The sequence below is a fragment of the Mesorhizobium sp. B2-7-2 genome (assembly GCF_006440775.1).
Classification (GTDB): domain Bacteria; phylum Pseudomonadota; class Alphaproteobacteria; order Rhizobiales; family Rhizobiaceae; genus Mesorhizobium.
Window position 1 is genome coordinate 82,443 of record NZ_VFTZ01000009.1, and the last position, 23,690, is coordinate 106,132.

The following is a 23,690-nucleotide window of genomic DNA, read 5'->3' on the forward strand; positions in this document are numbered from 1 at the left end:
CATATGACGATTCCAAATGGCGCGCCGCAAATGCCGGCCAAGGGTAGCATTGTTCTTGGATTGGCTTGGGTCGCCGCGAATTCAGGCAAGCCCGGCTCCGGCCGGAAGGCCTCCAAGTCAGGCCAGGCTGTCGATCTCTTCGTCGGACAGGTTCTGCGGCACCACCGTGACGGGGATCGGGAAGGCGGCTCCCCGGCCGGCGACCGCGCTGACCAGCGGCCCTGGGCCTTCCTTGCCGGCGCCGGCGGCCAGCACCAGGATGGCGATGTCCTGGTCTTCCTCGATCAGCTTGTGGATTTCTTCCGGCGGCTTGCCTTCGCGCACCACCAGCTCCGGTTCGATCCCCGCATGCTGGCGCACTTTGTTGGCGTAGCCGTCGAGCGCCGCGCGCGCCGTCGCCGTGGCTTCCTCGCGCATGATCTTTTCCACGCCCAGCCAGTGCTGGAAGTCGTCCGGCTCGATGACGTAGAGCAGCACCAGCACGCCGCCGGTGCTTTGCGCCCGTTTCGAGGCATAGGCGACGGCGCGCTCGCATTCGGGCGTGTCGTCGATGATCGCCAGGAACTTGCGGCGATGGCCGGCTTCGCGGCTGAGGCGTTTGGAGACCATGTCTATCTGCTCGGTATGGTTTCGGTCGCAATCTGCCACTGCCGCGAACCGGCGGCAAGCCGCCGGCCTGCGCGGCAATGGTCCGAGGAGGTCGCTGGGTCAGTCCTGCAGAAGGCCGATAATGTCGCGCACCGTCTTCATCGTGCCCTCGGCGATTGCGCGGGCCCGGTCGCCGCCATCCTTGAGCACGGCGTCGACATAGGCGCCGTCGCCCTCGATGCGGCGCATCTCGGAAGCGATCGGCGCCAGCTTCTCCACGGCAAGATCGGCAAGCGCCGGCTTGAACACGGAAAACTGTTGCCCGCCATACTCCTTCAGCACCTCTTCCTTCGAGATTTCCGCGAGGCCGGCATAGATGCCGACGAGATTTTCCGCTTCGGGCCGGCTTTCCAGCCCGTCGATCTCGCTCGGCAAGGCCTCCGGATCGGTCTTGGCCTTGCGGATCTTCTTCGAGATCGTGTCGGCATCGTCGGTCAGGTTGATGCGCGAGAGATCCGACGGATCCGACTTCGACATCTTCTTCGAGCCGTCGCGCAGGCTCATGATGCGCGCCGCCGGGCCGCCGATCACCGGTTCGGTAATCGGGAAATAGCCGTTCACCGTCTCTTCGCCGACCTGCATTTCGACGCCGACGCCAAGGGCGGCGATCTTCTCGGAGAAGTCGTTGTTGAATTTCTGGGCGATGTCGCGGGTCAGCTCCAGATGCTGCTTCTGGTCCTCGCCCACCGGCACATGGGTTGCGCGGTAGAGCAGGATGTCGGCGGCCATCAGGCTCGGATAGGCGAGCAGGCCGAGCGAGGCGTTCTCGCGGTCCTTGCCGGCCTTGTCCTTGAACTGCGTCATCCGGTACATCCAGCCGATGCGCGCCACACAGTTGAGGATCCAGGCGAGCTCGGCGTGCTGCATGACCCGCGACTGGTTGAAGACGATGTGCTTCTTGGGGTCGATGCCGGAGGCCAGGAACGCCGCAGTGATCGAGCGCGTCTGGTCGCCCAGATCCTGATACACGAGCTGCGCCGTCAGCGAATGCAGATCGACGACGCAATAGATGCAGTCGGACTGATCCTGGAGGGCGACGAATTTCTTGATGGCGCCGAGATAGTTGCCGAGATGCAGGTTGCCGGTCGGCTGGACGCCCGAAAAGACGAGTGGCTTGAAGGCGGACATTAATTCCTCATGGCTTGTGGAGGGCCGTTAAGCGTGCTTCCAAAAAGTTGCAGACTTTTTGGAGCCAACATGCGGCTGGATACCGCGCGCGGGGAAAGTCTTGCGACGGCGCGCTTATGGACGAAGCCGGTTGCGGGATCAAGAGGCGCGGACGAGCTGGCATGGGGGCATCGGTACGTTGACATTGTCGTACATAGGCTACATATTTCTAACTACATAAAGGAATGTAGCGGTGACTATCAATATCAACAACAAGGAAGCCGACAGGCTGACGCGCGCTTTCGCCAAAGCTGAAGGGGTCGGCATCACCGAGGCAATCGTGATCGCCATGCGCGAAGCCCTGGAGCGGCGGCGCAATCGCGAGACGCCGCTGGAAACGGCGGCACGACTGCGAGCCGAGTTTGGAATCAAGCTTAGCGAACAAGCGCGCAAACCGCTGCCGCAGTCCGTTTATGATGAACTTTCCGGCGACGACTGATGTTTGTCGACGCCGCCGCCATCGTCGCGATCCTGAGCAACGAGACGGAAGCCGAGCGATGCGCGCAGGCCGTCATGAAGGCATCGGCACCGTTCACGTCGGCGATAGCCGTTTGGGAGGCGGCGATGGCGCTCGCGCGACCAGAAAAGCTGGCGATTCCGGTCGCCAGAAGCGCGGAGATTGTAGACCGCTTTCTGGAAGAGCGGGCAATTGCCTTGCGCGAGCTTCCGCCTGCATCCGAGGCAACATCCCTGTCCGTCGAGGCCGCTGCGCGGTTTCGCAACAATGCTGTCCGCCTAAACATGGCGGACTGCTTCCACTACGCTTGCGCCCGATATTACGCCGTTCCGATACTTTCTACCGCCAACGAATTCCGACTCACGGATCTGGAGACTGTTCCCTGACGGGCGGTAGCGCCTTGGGTGAACGACGTTTCACGTTCCGCCGGATCATGCCGAAATCGGCGCCGCCCGTGACAAAGGCGGCGATGAAGTAGAGCGCCGCGCCTCCGGCGACCAGCCCAAGCACCGTCGTCGCCTTGACCACGAGCGGCGAGCCAGGCGCAATCTGCGCGGCAAAATGGCGCTCCGCGAAGTAAAGCGCCACGGCCATGATCACGGCGCAGAGCACCAGACGGGGAATGCGTCGCAAGAGCGGCACGTCGCGGCCCCAATGCCCGCGCCTGATCAGCATGGCGAGCAGCATCAGCGCGTTGACCCAGCCGGCGACGGCCGAGGCGACCGCGATGCCCGGCGCGCCCATCGACGGGAACAGGCTCAGCGCCGTCGCGACATTCACGCCGACCGAGATGGCGGCAAAAATCATCGGCGTGCGCGTGTCCTCGCGGGCGAAATAGCCGGGCGTGAACGCCTTGATCAAAACGAAGGCGGGCAGGCCGAGGCCGAAGATCGCCAGAATCGAGGCGACGATCGGCGTCGAGTGGTTGGCGGCGAAGGCGCCGCGCTCATAGACCAGCCGCACGATTGGCTCGGACATCACCCAGAGTGCCGCGGCCGCGGGCAGCGTCATGAACAAGGTGAACTCGACCGAGCGGTTCTGCAAATTGGCTGCCTCGACCAAATTGCCCGATTTCAGCGCCCGCGACAGTTCCGGCAACAGCACGATGGCGACGGCCACACCGACGACGCCGAGCGGCAGCTGGTAGATGCGGTCGGCATAGGCGAGCGACGATACGGCGCTGTTCTGCGCCGACGCGATCGCCGTGCCGATCAGCTGGTTGATCTGCGTGATGCCGCCGGTGATCGCCGCCGGCAGCGCCAGGATCAGCAGCCGCTTGACGTTGGGCGTCATCTTCGGCCGGCGAAAGCCGATCGAGATGCCGGCATTGCGCACCGCGATCCAGACGATGGCGAGTTGCACGATGCCTGCCGCCAGCACGCCCCAGGACAGGCCGAAACCGACATCATGCGCGTCCAGCCCGTGATACCAGGCATAGGCGAGCACGCCGATCAGGATGATGTTGAGGAAGGCGGGCGCGATCGCCGCCGCGAAATAGCGGCGCAGCGAGTTCAGCATGCCGGCCATCATGGCGCCGAGCGACATGCAGATGAGATACGGGAACATGATCGTCGCAAGCCGGACGGTCGTCTCGAACTTGCCTGGAATGTCGGCAAAGCCCGGCGCCACCAGGTAGCGCACGATCAGCGGCATCGCCAGTTCCATCGCGATGGTCAGCGCCAGAAGCGCTGAGAACAGCACGCCGAACACTTCCTCCGAGAAGCGCTTGGCGCCGTCGGTGCCATGCTGCTCGATCTCCTTGGCGAACAGCGGCACGAAAGCGGCGTTGAAGGCGCCCTCGGCGAACAGCCTGCGGAAGGTGTTGGGAAACTGGAAGGCGGCGTTGAAGGCGTCGGCGACCGGTCCGGTGCCGAGTGCTGCCGCCATCAGCATCTCGCGGCCGAAGCCCAGCGCACGGCTCATCAGCGTGCCGGAGGCGACGGTGGCGAATTTCTTGACTAGGCTCATGCTGGGAACGACTGCCAGAAAAATTGCGTCAAATGGATGTCACTCGGCGGCCGCCTTGGCCTTGCCGTTGCGTTCGGACGAATTGCCTTCAAGCGTATCGATCAGCCGCTTGTGGATGGTGGCGGTGCGCGTCGGGCTGTCGATCTTCTGTCCGGTCAGGTCGGTGACGTAGAACGTGTCGATGACCTTCTCGCCGAACGTCGTGATATGCGCCGAGGCGATGTCGAGCGAAAGGTCGGAGAGCGTCCCGGTGATCTCGGACAGCAGGCCCGGCCGGTCCAGCCCCTCGACCTCGATCACCGAAAAACGGTTCGACAGCGTGTTGCGGATCTCGGCGCGCGGCGGAATCCGGAACGCCTTGGCGCCGCGCTTCGGCTTGGTGCGCTTCTCGATCATCTCGGGCAGCCAGCTCTTGCCCGAAAGCACGTCCTCGATCAGCCGGCCGACGCGCTCGGCGCGGCGGCGCTCGTCCTCGTCGCGGTCGAACTCCCTGGAGATCAGGATGGAGTCCAGCGCGCGGCCGTCCGAGGTGGTGAAGATCTGCGCGTCGACGATGTTGCCGCCCGCCGCGGCGCAAGCTCCCGCAATGATCGAAAGCAGGCGCGGATGGTCCGGCGCCAGCACGGTGATCTCCGTCACCGCCTCGAACTCATGCGTCTTGACCATGGTGGCGAGCTTCTTGCCGGCCGCATCCGCCTCGCGGATGAATTCGGCATGGCGAAGCTGGTCGGCAAGGTCAACCGCCAGAAGGTAATTCTCGTAGTGCTGCGCGACATAGCGCTTGCGCTCCTTCGCCGGCCAGGCGGACAGCGCCTCGGCCAGCCGCTCGCGCGCCGCGGCCGTGCGCTCGGCGCGCGAGACTTCCGAAAAGCCGCCCGTGAGGAGCAGTTCGGTCTCGTAATAGAGCGTGCGCAGCAACTGCCCCTTCCAGCCGTTCCACACGCCCGGCCCGACGCCCCTGATGTCGCAGACGGTGAGGATCAAAAGCAGCTTCAGCCGCTCGGCCGATTGCACGATCGAAGCAAAATCCTCGATCGTCTTGCGGTCGTTGAGGTCGCGCGTCTGCGCCGTCATCGACATCACGAGGTGGTTCTCGACCAGCCAGGCGACCGTCTCGGTGTCGGCGGCCGACAGCCCCATATGCGGGCAGATGCGCCGCGCTATCCTGGCGCCGGCTTCCGAATGGTCTTCCGGCCGGCCCTTGGCGATGTCGTGCAGCAGCACCGCGACATAGAGCGCCTCCCGGCTCTTTCTCAGGCTAGGCATCAGCGTGTGCGACAGCGGATGCACCTTCGCGCCGTCGCCGCGCTCGATCTCGGCCAGCACGCCGATGCAGCGGATCAAATGCTCGTCCACCGTATAGTGGTGGTACATCGAGAACTGCATCATGGCGACGATCTTGCCGAAGTCCGGGATCAGCCTGCCGAGCAGCCCCGCCTCGTTCATGCGCCTGAGATTGAGCTCGGCATTGCGGTCCGATGTCAGGATGTCGAGGAACAGCCGGTTGGCTTCCTCGTCGCGGCGGAGCGACTTGTTGACGAGCCCGAGCGAGCGGGTGAGCAGCTTCAGCGCGTCGGGGTGGAACTCCAGCCCGTGCTTGTCGGCGAACCAGAACAGCCTGAGCAGATTGACCGGATCGCGCTCGAACACGCTGTCGTCGGCGATGTTGATGCGGTGATTGTCGACGATGAAGTCGGAGGTGCCGGCAAGCTTGCGCTTGCGCCGCGAGAAGGTGAGGAAGATGCGGTTGAAGCCCGGCACGTGCTTGGCCTGCTCTTCCTCGAGCGCCGCGCAGAAGATGCGGGTGAGGTCGCCGACATCCTTGGCGACGAGGAAATAGTGCTTCATGAAGCGCTCGACCGCCGACAGGCCGGGATGCGTCGTATAGCCCAGACGCTCTGCGATCTCGCGCTGGATGTCGAAATGCAGCCGCTCTTCCGCCTTGCCGGTAAGGAAATGCATGTGGCAGCGCACCGCCCAGAGAAAATCCTCGGCCTTCTGGAATTCGCGATATTCGGCCTCGGTGAAGACGCCCTTCTCGACCAGTTCCTCGCCGGTGCGCACGCGATAGAAATATTTGCCGATCCAAAACAGCGTTTGCAGGTCGCGCAGGCCGCCCTTGCCGTCCTTGACATTGGGCTCGACCAGATAGCGGCTTTCGCCGGCCTTGGCGTGGCGCTCGTCGCGCTCGGCAAGCTTGGCCTGCACATATTCTGGCCCGGTGGTGCGCACCACTTCATGGTCGAAGCGGGTGAGCAGTTCTTCGTAGAGCTTCTGTTCGCCCCACAGGAAGCGTGCCTCGAGGATCGACGTGCGGATGGTGATGTCGCCGCGCGACAGCCTGAGGCACTCGTCGATGTTGCGGGTGGCGTGGCCGACCTTCAGCCCCATGTCCCACAGCATGTAGAGCATGTATTCGACGATCTGCTCGCCCCATGGGGTCTGCTTGTAGGGCAGCAGGAAAAGCAGGTCGATGTCGGAGCCCGGCGCCAGCGTGCCGCGGCCGTAGCCGCCGACGGCAACGACCGCCATGCGCTCGGCCGCGGACCGGTTCTTGACCCGGTAGACATGGGTGGCGGCGAAATCATAGAGCGCCCGGATCAGATCATCCATCAGATGCGACAGCCGCTCGGCGCAGGCATTGCCGCCGCCGTCCTGCTTGAGCATGGTCTCGGCGATCTTTCGCCCTTCGGCCATCCTGGCCTTGAGCAGCTGGAGGACGGCCGTGCGGACAGCCGGTCCTGAACCGTCGCCGGCGCTCGCCGCCGTCAACGCGGTCAAGTCGCGGCGCAGCGCGTCGCCATCGATGATTTCGTCGAGTTTCAGGGAAATCTTTGCCATTCGGCGGCGTCTATAGCGCGTTTTCGCGGCGCTGTGTATGGGGCGGGCGGCGCGTTTCCGGCAGCGCACGATGACGCCACGCGAAGCCGGATGGCGAAAGCCGGAAAAATTCAAACCATCCCTTGACCTTCCAGTTACTGGAAGCACTACCTCCGCCTCAAGTTTGAAATTCAGAGGCCTGGCATGACCCATTCCGACCACCACCACCATCATGCGCATGGCGGCGGCTGCTGCTCTGCGAAGGATGTCGCGCCCGACACCGAAGCGGTGATTCGCGATCCTGTCTGCGGCATGACGGTCGATCCGGCGGCCGGCAAGCCGACGGCCGAGCATGGCGGCCGGACGTTTCATTTCTGCAGCGAGCGCTGCCGCACGAAATTCCAGGCCGAACCGGAAACGTATCTTTCCGCCACCGACCCCGTCTGCGGCATGAATGTCGATCGGGCAAGCGCCAGACACTTTCTGCGCCATGAAGGGCAGGGCTTCTATTTCTGCTCCGCCGGTTGCAAGGCCAAGTTCGAGGCGGAGCCGGCAAAATACCTCGCTGGCCGGCCCGAGCCGCAGCCGATGCCCAAGGGCACGCAATACACCTGCCCGATGCATCCCGAGATCGTCCGCGACAAGCCAGGCTCCTGTCCGATCTGCGGCATGGCGCTGGAGCCGATGGGCGTGCCGACAGGCGAGGAAGGCCCGAATCCCGAGCTCATCGATTTCACGCGCCGGTTCTGGGTCAGCGCGGTGCTCTCCGTGCCGCTCCTGATCATTGCCATGGCGCCGATGCTGGGCTTCAGCTTCGAAACCCTCATCAACGGCCGCGCCAAGACCTGGGTGGAGCTGGGACTGGCGAGCCCGGTGGTGCTGTGGGCGGCGTTTCCGTTCTTCCATCGCGGCTGGGAATCGATCCTTAACCGCAGCCCCAATATGTGGACTCTGATCTCGCTGGGCGTCGGGGCCGCCTACTTCTACAGCGTGGTCGCCGCCCTGTTCCCGGACATCTTCCCGCATCAGTTCCGCGGTCATGACGGCGCAGTCCCGGTCTATTTCGAGGCCGCCGCTGTCATCGTCGCGCTGGTCTTTCTCGGCCAGGTGCTGGAACTCAAGGCCCGCGAGCGCACCGGATCGGCCATCCGCGCGCTTTTGGACCTTGCCCCGAAAACGGCGCGGCTGATCGGCGCCGACGGCTCCGAGAAGGACGTGCCGCTCGACAGCGTCAAGTCCGGCGACCGCTTGCGCATCCGTCCCGGCGATGCCGTGCCGGTCGACGGGATCGTCCTCGAGGGCCGCTCGGCGATCGATGAATCGATGATCACCGGCGAACCGCTGCCGGTCGAGAAGACGGAGGGCGACACGCTCACCGGCGGCACGCTGAACAAGAACGGCTCGCTGGTCATGCGCGCCGAGAAGGTCGGCGCCGAGACCACGTTGTCGCGCATTGTCGAGCTGGTCGCCAAGGCGCAGCGTTCGCGGGCGCCGATCCAGGGTCTCGCCGACCGCGTGTCCTTCTATTTTGTCCCGGCCGTCGTTCTGGTCGCGGTCCTGGCCTTCATCGCCTGGTCGATCTTTGGCCCCGAACCGAGCCTGATCTTCGCCATCGTCTCGGCGGTGTCGGTGCTGATCATCGCCTGTCCCTGCGCGCTCGGCCTTGCGACGCCGATGTCGATCATGACCGCCACCGGGCGCGGCGCGCATGCCGGCGTGCTGATCAAGGAAGCGGCGGCATTGGAACGTTTCGCTTCGGTCGACACGCTGATCGTCGATAAGACCGGCACGCTGACCGAGGGCAAGCCGCGGCTTACCGACGTCGTTCCGGTCGCGGGCATCGACGAGAACGAGCTGCTGGGCCTCGCGGCCGCGCTGGAAAAGGGCTCCGAGCATCCGCTGGCCGAGGCGATCGTCGAGGGCGCCGCCGCGCGCGGCCTGAAGCTGGCCGACGCGGTCGATTTCGAAGCCATCACCGGCAAGGGCGTTTCGGGCACGGTTTCGGGCAGGAAGGTCGCGCTCGGTAATGCGGCCATGATGGCGGACCTCCGTGTCGCAACGTCGGCGGCCAATGCCGAGGCGCTGCAGGCCGAAGGCAAGACGGTCATGTTCGTGGCTGTCGAGGGCAGTTTCGCCGGTATTGTCGCCGTCGCCGATCCCGTAAAGGCGACGACAGCCGAGGCGATAAGGGCGCTGCACGACAAGGGGCTGCGCATCATCATGGCGACAGGCGACAACGAGCGCACGGCACGAGCGATCGCCGGCAGGCTCGGCATCGACGAGGTCCGCGCCGGGTTGCTGCCGGATGAGAAGGGCCAGCTGGTCGAGGAGCTGCGTGCCAAGGGCGCCGGCGTCGCCATGGCCGGCGACGGTGTCAACGACGCGCCGGCGCTGGCCGGCGCCGATGTCGGCATCGCCATGGGCACCGGCGCCGATGTCGCGGTCGAAAGCGCCGGCATCACGCTGGTCAAGGGCGACTTGAATGGCATCGTCAGGGCACGCACGCTCGCCCAGGCGACGATCCGCAACATCCGCCAGAACCTGTTCTTTGCCTTCCTCTATAACGTGCTCGGCGTGCCGGTCGCGGCCGGCGTGCTGTATCCGCTCACCGGCACGCTTTTGTCGCCGATGCTGGCGGCGGCGGCGATGAGCCTGTCATCGGTCTCCGTGATCGGCAACGCGCTGCGGCTGAGAACGTTGAAACTCTGAGCAAGACCCCCAGATACGAAATCCAACAGAAGGAGACCTGAATGACCCTGGCCAAGAAAATCGTGCTGCTTTTGATGGCGGCCGGAATGCTGCTCGCCGTGTTCCTCGAGAGCGTGCCGGCCTCGTCGGAGGAGATGAAGCACGACATGTCCAAGATGGCGATGGGCGCCCAGAGCCCGGCCACCGTCGGCTACGAGAAGGCGATGAAGAAGATGCACAAGGACATGACGATCAAATACACCGGCAATGCCGATGTCGATTTCGTCCGCGGCATGATCCCGCATCATCAGGGCGCCATCGACATGGCCAAGGTGGTAATCGCCAATGGCAAGGATCCGGAAATCCGCAAGCTCGCCGAAGGCGTCGTTACGGCACAGGAAGCCGAGATCAAGCAGATGCAGGACTGGCTCGCCAAGCATCCGGCGAAATAGTCACTGCGGGAAATCCGGGCGGCCAGCCGGCGTCGGTCTGGATTTCCGGCTGTGGCTGTGCTGCGATCCAGCCTTACGCGGAGAACGCCATGCCCTCGTCGATCAGAACCTTGAAGCTGCCGTCGGGCGAAACCGTCCCGGTGCTGGGCCAAGGCACCTGGAAGATGGGTGAGGATCGATGGCGCCATGCCGATGATGTCGCGGCGCTGAAGCTTGGGCTGGACCTCGGCATGAAGCTGATCGACACGGCGGAAATGTATGCCGATGGCGGCGCCGAGGAGGTGGTGGCGCAAGCCATCGCCGGGCGCCGCGACGAGACCTTCCTGGTCTCCAAGGTGCTGCCCTCCAACGCCTCGCGCGCCGGCGTGAAGCGCGCCTGCGAGAGCAGCCTGAAGCGCCTCGCTACCGACCGCATCGATCTCTATCTGCTGCATTGGCCCGGCAGCGTGCCGCTGTCCGAAACCGTGGAGGCGTTCGAGGCGCTGAAGTCGCAAGGCAAGATCCGCCACTGGGGCGTCAGCAATTTCGACACCGACGAGATGGAGGACCTTGTCGGGCTGCCGTCCGGCGCCAACGTCCAGACCAATCAGGTGCTCTACAACCTGTCGCGGCGCGGCCCGGAATTCGACCTTGCGCCGTGGTGCGTGAAGCGCGGCATCCCGCTGATGGCTTATTCGCCGGTCGAGCAGGGCGCGCTGGCTCGCAATGCCCGGCTCGAGGCGGTCGCTGCCCGCCACGACGCAACGGCCGCGCAGATCGCGCTTGCCTGGATAATGATGCAGGACGGCGTCATCGCCATCCCGAAGGCCGGCCGCCAGGAGCATGTCCGCCAGAACGCCGCCGCGCTCGATATCCAATTGACTGCGGAGGATTTCGCCGAGCTCGATCGCGCATTCCCGCCGCCGACGCGCAAGCGCGGCCTGGAAATGATCTAGTGGCACTGCACAGGGATGTTGATCGGCCGGCTCTGTTTTATGGCAGGCGGCATGCGCTGGAGATTGGCCGAAACGCCCATCGCGATCGTCATTCCAGGGCGGAGCAGCCGCGAAGCGGCGTCGCGGAGACCCTGGAATCCATTCCGTGACCTGGGCCGTGGGATGCGGCGAAGCAGAATTCTGCACCCTTGCTACGCCTCGATGTCACGGATTCTATGGTCTGCGCCGCGTCGCTTCGCTCCTTGCTCCGCCATAGAATGACGAGGTGGCGGCGGCTTCAACCAATCCCCGGCGTTTGCGCTGATTTCACAGAAATGAACGGAAAATCTTGCACCAAGACAGACCTCAACCCTTCAAATCCCTGTGTCGAGGGAACTAACCAAAAACCTCGCGACGGAATGCGCGGTTGAAAGAGAGCAAGCGTGGAACGAATTTCAGCCGGACCTCATTACACGGCCTATAAAATCGGCGACTTGACCGTTACCTCGCTGCGCGACGGTTACGTCGATATGCCGGTCCGTCGACTGCGCCAGCCGGGAGACAAGCCTTTCGGCGACGATCTGCCGCCGCAGGTGCCGCTCTTCGACGGCGCGCTCCGATTGTCGGTCAATGCCTTTGCCATCGACGACGGCGAAGACATCACGCTGATCGATACCGGATCCTCGAATGCATGGCACCCGACGATGGGCTTTCTGCCGCAGGCGCTGAGCGAAGCGAAGATCGCCGTCGATCGGATACGAACGGTCGCCTTCACCCACACCCATCTCGACCATATCCAAGGGCTCGTCCGTCCGGATGGCGGGGACGGTTTCCCGCAGCTCTCCCGCTTGCTTGTCCCTCGAGCCGAGCTCGACATGTTCCGGTCGGAAGCGAGGTTGAGCCGCTTCCATGACCGAGCGCAGCCCCTGGACCCGGGACAGCACTTGAGCGCGAACATCGAGGCGGTCGCCGCCCCGGGTCATGAAATCGGCCATACCTGCTTTCGTGCCACGAGCCGCGGCGAAACATTGCTGGCCTGGGGCGACCTTGTGCACGTGCCGTCGCTTCAGTTCGATCGGCCGGACATCACATGGGAATTCGACGCCGACAAGGAGCAGGCACGGGCAACGCGGCTGCAGATATTGGCTCTTGCCGCCGACAACGCCTGGTGCGTTGCAGGGGCGCATCTCGACTCACCGGGCATCGGCCGGGTTTCCCGAACCGAGACGGGCTTCCGCTTCGAACCTTTGTAGGAACCCGAGTTAGGCCTTGACCGGCAGCCCAAGCCGCATGCGCAGCCGGCGCAGCGTACGGGAGAATACCCCGGCATCGTCAGCGGCACGGGCAAGGGTGAGCGCGCCCTGGATTGCGGCAACGGTTTCCTCGGCCAGCTCGACTGCTTCGGTTTTCCCATGCCCAACTCGCGCCAGCGCATCGGCGAGGTGCGCGACCCAGCGGCCGAAATAGTCCCTGATTTGGCTGGCGAAGACGTCGCGGGATGCCTCCAGCGCGAAGGCGCCGACGAGACAGACCCGGCGCCCGGAGCGGAAGTAGCTGTCAGTCGCCGCGAGCATCTGCTCGATCCCGGCCGACGGATCGGCGCCGTCGCGCAGCGGCGCAAAGACATTATCCTCGAACCAGCCGTCGATATGGGCAATGACGGCCCTGGCCATCTCCTCCTTGCCGCCCGGAAAGAAGTGGTAGAGGCTCCCCTTGCCGAGCCCCGCCGCCTCGCCGATCAGGGCCAGGCTGGCGCCGTCATAGCCGTTCTCGCGGAAGACTTCCGCCACGATCGCCAGCAACTGGTCGCGGTCCGGAGCGATGCGTCGCATGCTTAGTGTTCTTGTTTGAGCATGATCTTTTCCAAAAACCGCTACGCACTTTTTGAGGTCATGTTCTAAAGCCCGAGTTCCGAAAGGCCGGGATGGTCGTCCGGCCGGCGGCCGAGCGGCCAGTGATATTTCCGCTCGCGCTCCGTGATCGGCAGGTCGTTGATGCTCGCCACGCGACGGCGCATCAGCCCGGCCTCGTCGAATTCCCAGTTCTCGTTGCCGTAGGAGCGGAACCAGTGGCCGCTATCGTCGCGCCATTCATAGGCGAAGCGCACCGCGATGCGGTTGTCGTTCCAGGTCCAGACCTCCTTGATCAGGCGATAATCCAGCTCGCGCGCCCATTTGCGCTTGAGGAAATCGACGATCTCGCCGCGACCCGAGATGAATTCGGCCCGGTTGCGCCAGCTGCTGTCCTCGGTATAGGCGAGCGAAACGCGTTCCGGGTCGCGGCTGTTCCAGGCATCCTCGGCGAGGCGCGCCTTTTGCGCCGCTGTCTCGGCCGTGAAGGGCGGCAATGGCGGACGGCTCATGAAATCTCCTGTCGGTTCCGATCGTCGATAACCGACATTGTACCGACCGGTACAATCAGTCAAGGCCACGCCTGGTTCTACTGCTTCGTTGCCAGACCCTTCAGCCGGTAGAGCGCCTCCAGCGCCTCGCGCGGCGTCATCTCATCGGGATTGATCGCGCCAAGCGCTTCGCCCAGCGCATCGCTTTTGGCGGGTTTCGGGGCTTCGCGTTTCACCGCCACCGAAAACAGCGGCAGGTCGTCGACGAGCCGATTGGTCTTGCCCGAGACTTCGCCTTCTTCGAGCTGGTGCAGCACTTCCTTGGCGCGGGCGACGACCGCTTCCGGCAGGCCGGCGAGCCGCGCCACCTGCACGCCGTAGGAGCGGTCGGCCGCGCCCTTGCCGACCTCGTGCAGGAAGACGACGTCGCCTTCCCATTCCTTGACGCGCATGGTGACATTGTGAAGCCGGGGGAGCTTGCCGGCCAGCGCCGTCATCTCGTGGAAATGCGTGGCAAAGATCGCCCGGCAGCGGTTCTTCTCATGCAGATATTCGACGGCCGCCCAGGCGATCGACAGGCCATCGAAAGTTGCCGTGCCGCGGCCGATCTCGTCGAGGATGACCAGCGCCCGCTCGCCGGCCTGGTTGAGGATCGCCGCCGTCTCGACCATTTCGACCATGAAGGTCGAGCGGCCGCGCGCCAGGTCGTCCGAAGCGCCGACGCGCGAGAACAGCCGGTCGACGACGCCGATATGGGCGCTTTGCGCCGGCACGAAGGAGCCGGTCTGAGCGAGTATGGCGATCAGCGCGTTCTGCCTGAGGAACGTCGACTTACCGCCCATATTCGGGCCGGTGAGCAGCCAGATCGCGCCGGCCTTGGCGCCGCCCTGGGGCGACAGGTCGCAATCATTGGCCACGAACGGGCCTTCGCCGGAACGTCTGAGCGCCTGTTCGACCACCGGGTGACGCCCACCGGCAATTTCGAAGGCGAGGCTCGAATCCACCAGCGGCCGGCACCAGCCCTCGCTTTCGGAAAGCAATGCCAGAGCCGATGAAACATCCAGAGCCGCAAGCGCGTCGGCGCCGGCGCGGATCCGTTCGGCCTCTCCCACCACTTCCGCCGTCAGCCGTTCGAAGGCGGCAAGCTCGATGCCGAGCGCCCGGTCGGCGGCGTTGGCGATCTTCGATTCCAGCTCCGCCAGTTCGGTCGTGGTGAAGCGCATGGCGTTGGCCATGGTCTGGCGATGGATGAAGCGCGCCTTGGCGGTGTCGCTGCCGGTCATGATCGAATGGTGATTGGCCGTCACCTCGATGTAATAGCCGAGCACATTGTTGTGCCGGATCTTCAGCGAACGGATGCCGGTTTCCTCGATCAGCGAGCGCTCAAGTCCGGCGATCACTTTGCGCGATTCGTCGCGCAATGCCCGCATCTCGTCGAGCTCGGCATTGTAGCCAGACCGCACGAAGCCGCCGTCGCGCTTGATCAGCGGCAGCTCGTCGTCGAGCGCCTCGCTGAGGTGGCGGGCAAGCGCCTCCGGCAAGGCGTGGATCGCGGCCAGTGCCGCGGCGAGTTCGGCGGGCAGGACGGCCGCTGCGAACAATTCGGCGATCGCGCCGGCCGCCTCGAAGCCGGCGCGCAGCGCGCCCAGATCGCGCGGTCCGCCGCGGTTGAGCGCCAGCCTGGACAGCGCGCGCGGCATGTCGGCGACGCTTTTGAGACTCGCGCGCAGGCCCTGGCAAAGCCGCGTCTCGGAGCGGAAGAACGACACCGAATCCAGTCGGGCCGCAATCGCCGCCGGGTCGGTCAGCGGCGCCATCAGACGGTCGGCGAGCAATCGCGCGCCGCCGCCGGTCACGGTGCGGTCGATCGCCTTGAACAGCGAGCCGTCGCGATTGCCGGACAGCGTGCGCAAAAGTTCCAGATTGGCGCGGGTCGCCGGATCGATGAAGAGCGTCGAGCCCTGCTCCTCGCGCTCGGGGCGCGACAGCGGCGGCCGCTCCGCTTTCTGCGTTTTTTCGACATAGGCGATGGCGCCCGAGATCGCCGACAGCTCGGCGCGCGAAAACGTGCCGAAACTGTCCGGCGTCGCGACGTCGAAGAAGCGGGCGATGCGTCCGGTGGCTGAGGCCGAATCGAACAGCGACGGCGGCTGCGGATTGGCGACGCGGCCCAGCACGTCGAACACGGGCCTGAGCTCCGGATCATGGAAAACCGGCTCGGCGACGATCAGCTCGCGCGGGTCGACGCGGAAGATGTCGGCAAGCAGCCGCTCGGCGCTCGTCTCGGCGACGCGGAAGGCGCCGGTCGAAATGTCGATCCAGGCCAGCGCAAAGCCGGCCTGGCTGGTCGCGCCCCCCTTCACGCGGCCGAGCGCCATCAGGAAGCTCGATTCCGAGGGCGCGAGCAGCTTGTCCTCGGTGATGGTGCCCGGCGTGACCAGCCGCACCACGTCGCGCCGCACCACCGATTTGGAGCCGCGTTTCTTGGCTTCGGCCGGGTCCTCGATCTGCTCGCAGACGGCGACGCGAAAACCTTGCGCGATCAGCTTCTGCAGATAGTCGTCCGCCGCATGCACCGGCACGCCGCACATCGGGATGTCATTGCCCTGGTGCTTGCCGCGCTTGGTCAAGACGATGCCCAGCGCCTGGCTCGCCTTCTCTGCATCGTCGAAGAACAGCTCGTAGAAATCGCCCATACGGTAGAACAGCAGCGAATCCGGGTTCGCCGCTTTGATCTCGATGAATTGCTCCATCATCGGCGTGACGCCGCCCGTGACAAAAGCTGCCGGTGCCGCCGTGGCGTTGTGTTCTTCCGGGGTACGCATATTCATCCCGGCACGCTAGCAGATGTGGGCGGGCGGTTTAATGCCGGCGGCTGCAAAAACGGGGGACGAGCGGGCCGTTGCCGCCACCAGCAGGACGGGCGCGCAGGGCGTGTTGCCTCATGCCGCCGGCCGACATATGGATCGTTCGGGTGTCATGAGAAGACAGCGGGCGATGAAGAAGGACGGACACGAGACGTTCGAGGAGATGGTCGGCCCTGTCGGCTCGCCGCTCGGGCGGGTGCGGCTTCTTGCCACCAACCGCGCCAACCGTACCAAAACCAAAATCAGGGCGTGGGTGCGGACACGGTTTCCCTTCATCCTGCCGACGCGCGGGCCGCTCTCCGGCCTCGATGGCGGCATCGACATACCCGTCCATATCTTCAGTCGCGATCCGTTGATCCTCTACATACCTGTCGGCGGCCGGCGCCCGCTCTACGCACTCGCTGCTCTCTGCCGGCGGATGGTGCCACGGCGCGCTACCTTCCTTCTGATGCCGAACTGGACGCTGGAGAGGCCCAGCGTCGTCGAGCAGATACGCAAGGATCTCGCGTGGTTCGCCGCGGTCTGCCCCAACCATGACCTGATCTTTCTCTGCAACACAGAGGAAGAGCGCCGTCTGATTGCAGGCGTTGGCGGCACAGCGATCTTCTCCAACCACAATCTGATGATCTCGGAAGACGTCTTCCAGCCGCTGCCGGACGTGCCGGTCGAGTACGATGCCGTCTACAATGGCCGCATCTCGCACACCAAGCGGCACCACCTCGCCTTCGAGATCGAAAGACTGGTCCATGTGACGTCCTCGATCGGCGAATTGCCGCCGGCCGGCGACCGCGCCTTCATCCACCGGCTGCAGGCGCAATCGCCGCTTCACAGCATCGCCAATCCGCTCGTTGACGGCCTGCCCGGGCGGATGCCGCCTTACGAGGTCAACCGCGTCTACAACCGGGCCGCGGTCGGGCTCTGCCTGTCGGCGGTGGAAGGGGCGATGTATTCCAGCATGGAGTATCTGCTGGCCGGTCTGCCGATCGTCTCGACGCCGAGCATCGGCGGCCGCGATGTCTATTTCGATCCGGACTATTGCCTTATCGCCGAGCCGGAGCCGGCCGCAATCCGCCGTGCGGTCGAGCGACTTCGCGACCGCGCTATCCCGCGCGAGGAGATTCGCGGCCGCACGCTGGAACGGGTGCGGGCGGAACGGCTGGAACTGATGGCCTATCTCTCGGCGCTTAAGCAGCGCATGGGAAGCTACGATCCGCCTTTCTCCGAATGGCCGTTCGCCGGCACCTCCGGGCTGACGCGGTGGGCCCCGGTAGGCGAGCACCTGCGCGAGATTGCCGCGATCTCATCGGGCAAGATCTGACTGCTTGTCTCTGCCAACGGAAGAACAAAATCGCTGGATCGCTTGGCGGTTTACAGCGGCGGCGTGTACCCTTAAGCGGGTAATTCAAAACAATGCGCCTCAAGAGCGCGAAATGGTGGGAGAAACGTCAGCGACATGGCCAGGAAAACGGAAAGCAGCGGCCCCTCCGTCAGCCCCGAGGAGGCGCTGGAGTTCCACGCCATGGGACGGCCCGGCAAGCTGGAGATCGTCGCCACCAAGCCGATGGCGACGCAACGCGATCTGAGCCTCGCCTATTCGCCGGGCGTCGCCGTTCCCGTGCGCGCCATCGCCGAGGATCCGAGCCGCGCCTTCGACTATACGACGCGCGGCAACATGGTCGCCGTCATCTCCAACGGCACCGCCATCCTCGGTCTCGGCAATCTCGGCGCGCTGGCCTCGAAGCCGGTGATGGAAGGCAAGGCGGTGCTGTTCAAGCGCTTCGCCGATGTCGATTCGATCGACCTCGAAGTGGCGACCGAGGACGCCGAAGAGTTCATCAATTGCGTGCGCTTCCTCGGGCCGTCCTTCGGCGGCATCAACCTGGAGGATATCAAGGCGCCGGAGTGCTTCATCATCGAGCAGCGGCTGCGCGAGCTGATGGACATCCCGGTCTTCCATGACGATCAGCATGGCACGGCCATCATCTCGGCCGCCGGGCTGATCAACGCGTTGGAGATCACCGGCCGCGACATGAAGATCACGAAGATGGTCTGCAACGGCGCTGGCGCCGCCGGCATCGCCTGCATCGAATTGATGAAGGCGATGGGTTTTTCGCCGGAAAACATCATCCTGTGCGACACCAAGGGCGTGGTCTTCCAGGGCCGTACCGAAGGCATGAACCAGTGGAAGTCGGCGCATGCGGTCAAGACCGAGGCGCGCAGCCTGGCCGAAGCGCTGGACGGCGCAGACGTCTTCCTCGGCCTGTCCGCCAAGGGCGCGCTCACCACCGCCATGGTGCAGTCGATGGCCAAGAACCCGATCATCTTCGCCATGGCCAATCCCGATCCGGAGATCACGCCGGAGGAAGTGGCCGAGATCCGCACCGACGCCATCATGGCCACCGGCCGCTCCGACTACCCCAACCAGGTCAACAATGTTCTGGGCTTCCCCTATATCTTCCGCGGCGCGCTGGATGTGCGCGCCACCACCATCAATGACGAGATGAAGATCGCGGCCGCCAGGGCGCTTGCCGAGCTGGCGCGTCAGGACGTGCCGGACGACGTCGCCGCCGCCTATCAGGGCAACCGGCCGAAATTCGGCCCCAACTACATCATCCCGGTGCCGTTCGATCCGCGCCTGATCTCGGCGATCCCGCTGGCGGTGGCCAAGGCGGCAATGGAATCCGGTGTCGCCCGCAAGCCGATCCTCGACCTCGACCGCTATGCGCAGGAACTGTCCGCCCGCCGCGACCCGATCGCCTCGACCTTGCAGCGCATCTACGACCGCGTGCGCCGCCAGCCCAAGCACATCGTCTTCGCTGAGGGCGAGGAGGAGCAGGTGATGCGCGCCGCCGTCTCCTATGTGAACCAGAGGCTCGGCACGGCGATCCTGCTCGGCCGCGACGACGTCATCAAGGACAATGCCCGAAATGCCGGCATCGACTTGAACAAGCCGGGCCTCGAGATCATCAACGCCAGGCTGTCGCGCCGCAACGGCATCTACACCGACTATCTCTACGAGCGCATGCAGCGGAAGGGTTTCCTGTTCCGCGACTGCCAGCGGCTGATCAACAACGACCGCAACCATTTCGCCGCCTGCATGGTGGCGCTGGGCGACGCCGACGGCATCGTCACGGGTGTGACGCGCAACTATTCCACCGCGCTCGACGACGTGCGCCGCATCATCGACGCCAAGCCGGGCCACCGGGTCATCGGCGTCTCGATCGTGCTCGCTCGGGGCAGGACGGTGCTGGTCGCCGACACCGCCGTGCACGACATGCCGAACGCCGAGCAGATCGCCGACATCGCCGAGGAGGCGGCCGGCTTCGCCCGCCGCATGGGTTACGAGCCGAGACTTGCCATGCTCGCCTACTCGACCTTCGGCCATCCGCAGGGCGAGCGTTCCGAGCGCGTGCAGGAGGCGGTGCGCATCCTCGACAAGCGCCGCGTCGATTTCGAGTATGACGGCGAGATGGCGGCCGACGTGGCGCTGAACCCGCGCGCCATGGCGCAGTATCCTTTCATTCGCCTGACCGGCCCGGCCAATGTGCTGGTGATGCCCGCCTTCCACTCGGCCTCGATCTCGACCAAGATGCTGCAGGAACTTGGCGGCTCGACCGTCATCGGCCCGCTGCTGGTCGGCCTCAACAAGCCGGTCCAGATCGTCTCGCTCAACGCCAAGGACTCAGATATCGTCAACATGGCGGCGATCGCGGCCTATACGGCGGGGAATTGACGCGCCGCTGGGCGCACCGGTTTTCGCCGAACCGAAAAGGCAGAAGGCCCGCGGCGATGCCGCAGGCCTTCTTTTTGCTTTTTAGGATCGATCAGAAATTGCGCTGGAAACGGACGATGCCGCCGACGCTGTTCTTCTTGTCGGCCTTGGTCCAGTCGACGACATTGGTGTCACCGAGCCCATCGTCAAACCTGCCGAAATGGTCCCAATCAACTTCGCCTGTGATCGTGAAGCCCGGAACGATGGTGTAGGCGATGTTCGCAGCCACGGCGTAGTTCTTGTCGTCGTCAGCCGAAGCCTGGAGGTTGAACGAAGTCTTGGCGTCGAACTTGTAGGTGCCGCCACCCCAGACAGCCCAATTGCCGCCCCACGGCTTGTAGAAGCCCCGGCCATGGGTGTTGATGGTGTTACCCGTGTCGCGGAAGTTATCATCGGTACCGTAGCCGCCCATGATGAACAACGTCAGTTCCTTGGTGACATTGACGTCCAGGCGAACCTTGCCGGCCACTTCCTCATAGGCGCTGTCGTAGGCGACGACGCCGGTGACCGCGCCCCAGTCGCCTTTGTACTTCACGCCGCCGACGACATGCGGAACATAGCTGTCGATCGTGCCGGAAATAATGCCCGTACCCGTGCCGGTGACAAGACCTGTAACGTCAGAACCTTCTTCAAGCGAGATGACGCCCGAGAAGCCGTTGCCAGCGTCGAAGTAGTAGCTGACGAGGTCGGTGTCCTTGATGCCGTACGGGATGATCGTGTCCTGGATGACGTTACCGGCGTAGCCGATGAACGAGTCGTAAACCGATTCGTCCTTACCGACGCGCAGGCCGCCGAGCTGGATCCATGCGAAGTTCAGCGACACGTTCGACGGACCGCCATTCGGGAAGTTGAAGCGCGTCTCGGTATAGGTCTTCAAGGTGCCGAGCTCGGTCTCCTGACCGGTCCAGGTCTTCAGCGCAAAACGGGCGTTCTTCTTCCAAGTGCTCTGCAGGTCGCCGTCCTGAACGTCTCTGGTCTTGCGGCCGTCGAGGGAGCCGATGTCGCCGAAGCCGGCGTCATAGCGGATGTAGCCGCCGACGCGCAGGCAGGTCTCGGTGCCGGGGATGTAGAAGTAGCCGGCGCCGTAGACGTCGCAGATCTTCACGTATTCGGCCGGTTCCGGCTCGGCAACGGTCACCGCGTCGGCGGCGCGGGCGCCCGAAACTGCGATCAGAGCCGCAGCGGAGCCGAGTAGAAGGCTCTTGATGTTCATTTTCTTGAATCTCCAGTCAAAGGTTCAAGACAGGCCTGACGTGCCGTTCGGCTTTGCCACCCCCGTCCCCATCGTTGAAAAAGCACGCGCACCGGCGCCGCTTCTTCGCCTTGGACATGGCCTAATCGTTGGCCTCACACAACAGGGATTGTGTCGGAAAGGCGGCCTTTTGAACGCTTGTGGAAGTCTTGTTGCGCAAATATCACGTCACATAAATGCAAAGATGGGACATTCTGAACAATAAGTACAATCGGAACACAGGATAACCTGTGTAATGTGCCAAATGTGCCAATTATTACAGTTTTATGACGGATAATTTGCCGGATAAATTTCTGAGAATCCGGGTAAACATAGAAAAAATTGACTCCGCGAAACGGGAGTCAGGATAGAGTGCGGGCGGCGCGGATGACGTCCTCGACCGTGTCTTGCCGTAACATCTCGATGGGGATGCGGCCGTCGAGCTCGGGCGAGGGTCGGGTTAGCCAGAACCAGGCAAGCCTCGGATTGGCGATCGCCGAAAGCACGCCGCTGATCCCCGGAACCGGCCTGCCGTCGACGAACTGGGCCAATGGGAAGACATGCTTGCGGCCGCCCTTGCGCAGCGCGACGACCTCGCCGCGCCTTTGCCAGCGATGCAGCGTGGACCGCGGGATACGGAGCTTGTCCTCGAGATAGGTGGAGCCGGCGACTTCGCCGGCCCAATCCTCGATCAGCATCGACTGGAGATCCGCGGCGCGCTCGGCGATCTGCGGTGCAATCGGCCTTCCTGCTTCCGGTTTCGGCGGGGTCTCGAAGCTGCGGTCGGGGAGGGTCGAATCCCCCCTCGCTATCTTTTCCGCAATTGCGCGCAGAAAATCGGAGGCAAGGCCGGTCCAATCGCCCTTGAAGGAATCGATTGCAAGGCGCTGCGCAGATGGCAGGAAGGGAAGGGCAGCGGCCACATGGCCGGCAATCTTGCCGGCTGAAGTCAGCGCCTCGGTGTCAAGCAGGACGCCCTGCCGCATCAGCGCCTGCTGCACCGCCTCGGCGACCAGGCCTGCCAATGCCTCTTGTGAAATCCCGTCGGACGAGTTCTGGAATCTGGTCATGAATCTGTCTTGTGGCCCGCGCTCCTCCCAGGCGCCGGCGGATGCTGAAATTCTTATTGCGGAAAGCAAAAGCTGCGGCGGCAACGAACGCCGCGGCCCGGCAGGTTGCTGGCATGCATCTTCACACCCCTAGTTAAGCGTGCCGCAATGTCAGTCGCAGTACGCCTCAGTTTGCGTGTAGGAGCGCTTTGTGACAGGGGCGCGACAGAGAAGCCAGTTTCGACCCTGTTGGCGGTGACGCAACGGTACTTATTGGGCAGCTCTAAAGAAGCCCCGCTTGCTCGGCCTCGCGACGTAGGTTCTGGCGCGGGCGCGGGCCGATCTGCTGGATCACCAGCCCAGCCGACAGCGAGCCGAGATCGCCGCAGTCCTTGAGGCTGCGGCCGGTCGTGTAGCCGTAAAGGAAGCCGGCAGCGTAGAGATCGCCGGCGCCGGTCGTGTCGACCAGCTCCTTGATCTTCGTCGCCTGGATGACGACGGTCTCGTCGCCGCGCACGATGACCGAGCCTTTTTCAGAACGGGTGACGGCGGCTATTCTGCAATCCTTGCGGATGGCGGCGAGCGCTTCCTCGAAGGAGGCGGTCTGATAGAGCGACTTGATCTCGTGGCTGTTGGCAAAGACGATGTCGACGGTGCCCGAACGCATCAGGTCGAGAAACTCGTCGCGGTAGCGGTCGACGCAGAAGGAATCCGATAGTGTCATCGACACTTCGCGGCCCGCCGCATGCGCCAGCTTGGCCGTCTGCCGAATGGCCTCCTTGGCGCGCGGCGGATCCCACAGATAGCCTTCGAAATAAGTCACCTTGGCGCCGGCGGCTTTGTCGGCCTCGACATCCTCGGGGCCAAGCTCGATGCAGGCGCCGAGATAGGTGTTCATCGAACGCTCGCCGTCGGGCGTGACGAAGATCATCGAGCGCGCCGTCGGCGGTTCGCCCTTGAGCGGTGCGGTATCGAAGGCCACGCCCTGGGCGTGGATGTCATGGGTGTAGATTTCGCCCAGCGCGTCGTTCGACACCTTGCCGAAGAAGGCGGCCCGTCCGCCGAGGCTGGCGACGCCGGCCGCGGTGTTGCCGGCGCTGCCGCCGGAAGCCTCGATCGCCGGCCCCATGCGGCTGTAAAGCAACTCGGCGCGCCTGGCGTCGATGAGGTTCATCGCGCCCTTGATGATGCCGTTGGTCTCGAGAAAAGCTTCGTCGCACTGCGCGATGATGTCGACAATGGCATTGCCGATGCAAAGCACGTCATATTCCGGCATCAAAATCTCCGCCAAGGACCTAGCCGGCTATCTGGCATGC

The 23,690-nt window shown here is 64.3% G+C and carries 18 protein-coding genes; 8 read left to right on the forward strand and 10 right to left on the reverse strand.

Translation table 11 applies throughout. The annotated features are described in order from the left end of the window. Positions 1 to 117: 117 nt before the first annotated feature. Positions 118 to 609, reverse strand: a complete 492-nt coding sequence (locus FJ425_RS14470) for a universal stress protein (protein ID WP_140629021.1) — start codon at positions 607 to 609, stop codon at positions 118 to 120. Between the two features lie 99 nt (positions 610 to 708). After that, on the reverse strand, positions 709 to 1,776 hold the full coding sequence (gene trpS / locus FJ425_RS14475; RefSeq protein WP_140629024.1) for a tryptophan--tRNA ligase: 1,068 nt from the start codon (positions 1,774 to 1,776) through the stop codon (positions 709 to 711). 232 nt (positions 1,777 to 2,008) lie between these two features. On the opposite strand from trpS, the gene FJ425_RS14480 reads away from it, so the two are divergent. After that, the gene (locus FJ425_RS14480; protein WP_095766111.1) at positions 2,009 to 2,254 is read left to right on the forward strand and encodes a type II toxin-antitoxin system VapB family antitoxin; all 246 of its coding nucleotides are present in this window, start codon (positions 2,009 to 2,011) and stop codon (positions 2,252 to 2,254) included. Then, positions 2,254 to 2,658 (forward strand): type II toxin-antitoxin system VapC family toxin, encoded by a 405-nt coding sequence (locus FJ425_RS14485; protein WP_140546776.1) that lies wholly within the window; start codon positions 2,254 to 2,256, stop codon positions 2,656 to 2,658. The genes FJ425_RS14480 and FJ425_RS14485 overlap by 1 nt, the downstream gene beginning before the upstream one ends. Here FJ425_RS14485 and murJ read toward each other — a convergent pair. Both murJ and FJ425_RS14495 read right to left on the reverse strand, forming a co-directional pair. Continuing rightward, positions 2,633 to 4,240 (reverse strand): murein biosynthesis integral membrane protein MurJ, encoded by a 1,608-nt coding sequence (murJ, locus tag FJ425_RS14490; RefSeq protein WP_140629027.1) that lies wholly within the window; start codon positions 4,238 to 4,240, stop codon positions 2,633 to 2,635. The genes FJ425_RS14485 and murJ overlap by 26 nt on opposite strands. A 39-nt stretch (positions 4,241 to 4,279) precedes the next feature. After that, the gene (locus tag FJ425_RS14495) at positions 4,280 to 7,081 is read right to left on the reverse strand and encodes a [protein-PII] uridylyltransferase (RefSeq protein ID WP_140629030.1); all 2,802 of its coding nucleotides are present in this window, start codon (positions 7,079 to 7,081) and stop codon (positions 4,280 to 4,282) included. A gap of 183 nt (positions 7,082 to 7,264) precedes the next feature. Between FJ425_RS14495 and FJ425_RS14500 the strand changes: the two genes are divergently transcribed. From FJ425_RS14500 to FJ425_RS14515, 4 genes are all read left to right on the forward strand, one after another. Then, a complete protein-coding gene (locus FJ425_RS14500) occupies positions 7,265 to 9,769 on the forward strand; it encodes a heavy metal translocating P-type ATPase (RefSeq protein WP_140724370.1) in 2,505 nt (834 codons plus the stop codon). 41 nt (positions 9,770 to 9,810) lie between these two features. Further along, entirely contained in the window at positions 9,811 to 10,200 is a 390-nt protein-coding gene (locus FJ425_RS14505) for a DUF305 domain-containing protein (RefSeq protein WP_140629036.1), read from the forward strand. Positions 10,201 to 10,289: 89 nt separating this feature from the next. Further along, positions 10,290 to 11,135: an aldo/keto reductase gene (locus FJ425_RS14510; RefSeq protein WP_140629039.1), complete on the forward strand. Its 846-nt coding sequence runs from the start codon at positions 10,290 to 10,292 to the stop codon at positions 11,133 to 11,135. A 572-nt stretch (positions 11,136 to 11,707) separates the two neighbouring features. Further along, complete coding sequence (locus FJ425_RS14515) at positions 11,708 to 12,367, forward strand: MBL fold metallo-hydrolase (RefSeq protein WP_246677940.1); 660 nt, start codon at positions 11,708 to 11,710, stop codon at positions 12,365 to 12,367. A gap of 9 nt (positions 12,368 to 12,376) precedes the next feature. On the opposite strand, the gene FJ425_RS14520 is transcribed toward FJ425_RS14515, so the two are convergent. From FJ425_RS14520 to mutS, 3 genes are all read right to left on the reverse strand, one after another. After that, on the reverse strand, positions 12,377 to 12,946 hold the full coding sequence (locus FJ425_RS14520; RefSeq protein WP_140629045.1) for a TetR/AcrR family transcriptional regulator: 570 nt from the start codon (positions 12,944 to 12,946) through the stop codon (positions 12,377 to 12,379). A gap of 65 nt (positions 12,947 to 13,011) precedes the next feature. Further along, positions 13,012 to 13,476, reverse strand: a complete 465-nt coding sequence (locus FJ425_RS14525; protein ID WP_140545414.1) for a nuclear transport factor 2 family protein — start codon at positions 13,474 to 13,476, stop codon at positions 13,012 to 13,014. 77 nt (positions 13,477 to 13,553) lie between these two features. Further along, the gene (mutS, locus tag FJ425_RS14530; protein WP_140629048.1) at positions 13,554 to 16,286 is read right to left on the reverse strand and encodes a DNA mismatch repair protein MutS; all 2,733 of its coding nucleotides are present in this window, start codon (positions 16,284 to 16,286) and stop codon (positions 13,554 to 13,556) included. Between the two features lie 166 nt (positions 16,287 to 16,452). Between mutS and FJ425_RS14535 the strand changes: the two genes are divergently transcribed. Both FJ425_RS14535 and FJ425_RS14540 read left to right on the forward strand, forming a co-directional pair. Continuing rightward, positions 16,453 to 17,640, forward strand: coding sequence for a glycosyltransferase (locus FJ425_RS14535; RefSeq protein WP_140629051.1), 1,188 nt, complete (start codon positions 16,453 to 16,455; stop codon positions 17,638 to 17,640). A 135-nt stretch (positions 17,641 to 17,775) separates the two neighbouring features. Further along, a complete protein-coding gene (locus tag FJ425_RS14540) occupies positions 17,776 to 20,055 on the forward strand; it encodes an NADP-dependent malic enzyme (RefSeq protein ID WP_140724376.1) in 2,280 nt (759 codons plus the stop codon). Between the two features lie 91 nt (positions 20,056 to 20,146). Here the strand turns inward: FJ425_RS14540 and FJ425_RS14545 are convergent, their stop codons facing one another. From FJ425_RS14545 to FJ425_RS14555, 3 genes are all read right to left on the reverse strand, one after another. Next, positions 20,147 to 21,307, reverse strand: coding sequence for a porin (locus FJ425_RS14545; RefSeq protein ID WP_140629057.1), 1,161 nt, complete (start codon positions 21,305 to 21,307; stop codon positions 20,147 to 20,149). 380 nt (positions 21,308 to 21,687) lie between these two features. Further along, positions 21,688 to 22,395 (reverse strand): antitoxin Xre/MbcA/ParS toxin-binding domain-containing protein, encoded by a 708-nt coding sequence (locus FJ425_RS14550; protein WP_140629061.1) that lies wholly within the window; start codon positions 22,393 to 22,395, stop codon positions 21,688 to 21,690. Between the two features lie 262 nt (positions 22,396 to 22,657). Continuing rightward, positions 22,658 to 23,650 carry an adenosine kinase gene (locus FJ425_RS14555; protein ID WP_140629064.1) on the reverse strand — a complete coding sequence of 331 codons (993 nt, stop codon included), beginning with the start codon at positions 23,648 to 23,650 and terminating at the stop codon, positions 22,658 to 22,660. Positions 23,651 to 23,690 lie beyond the last annotated feature (40 nt).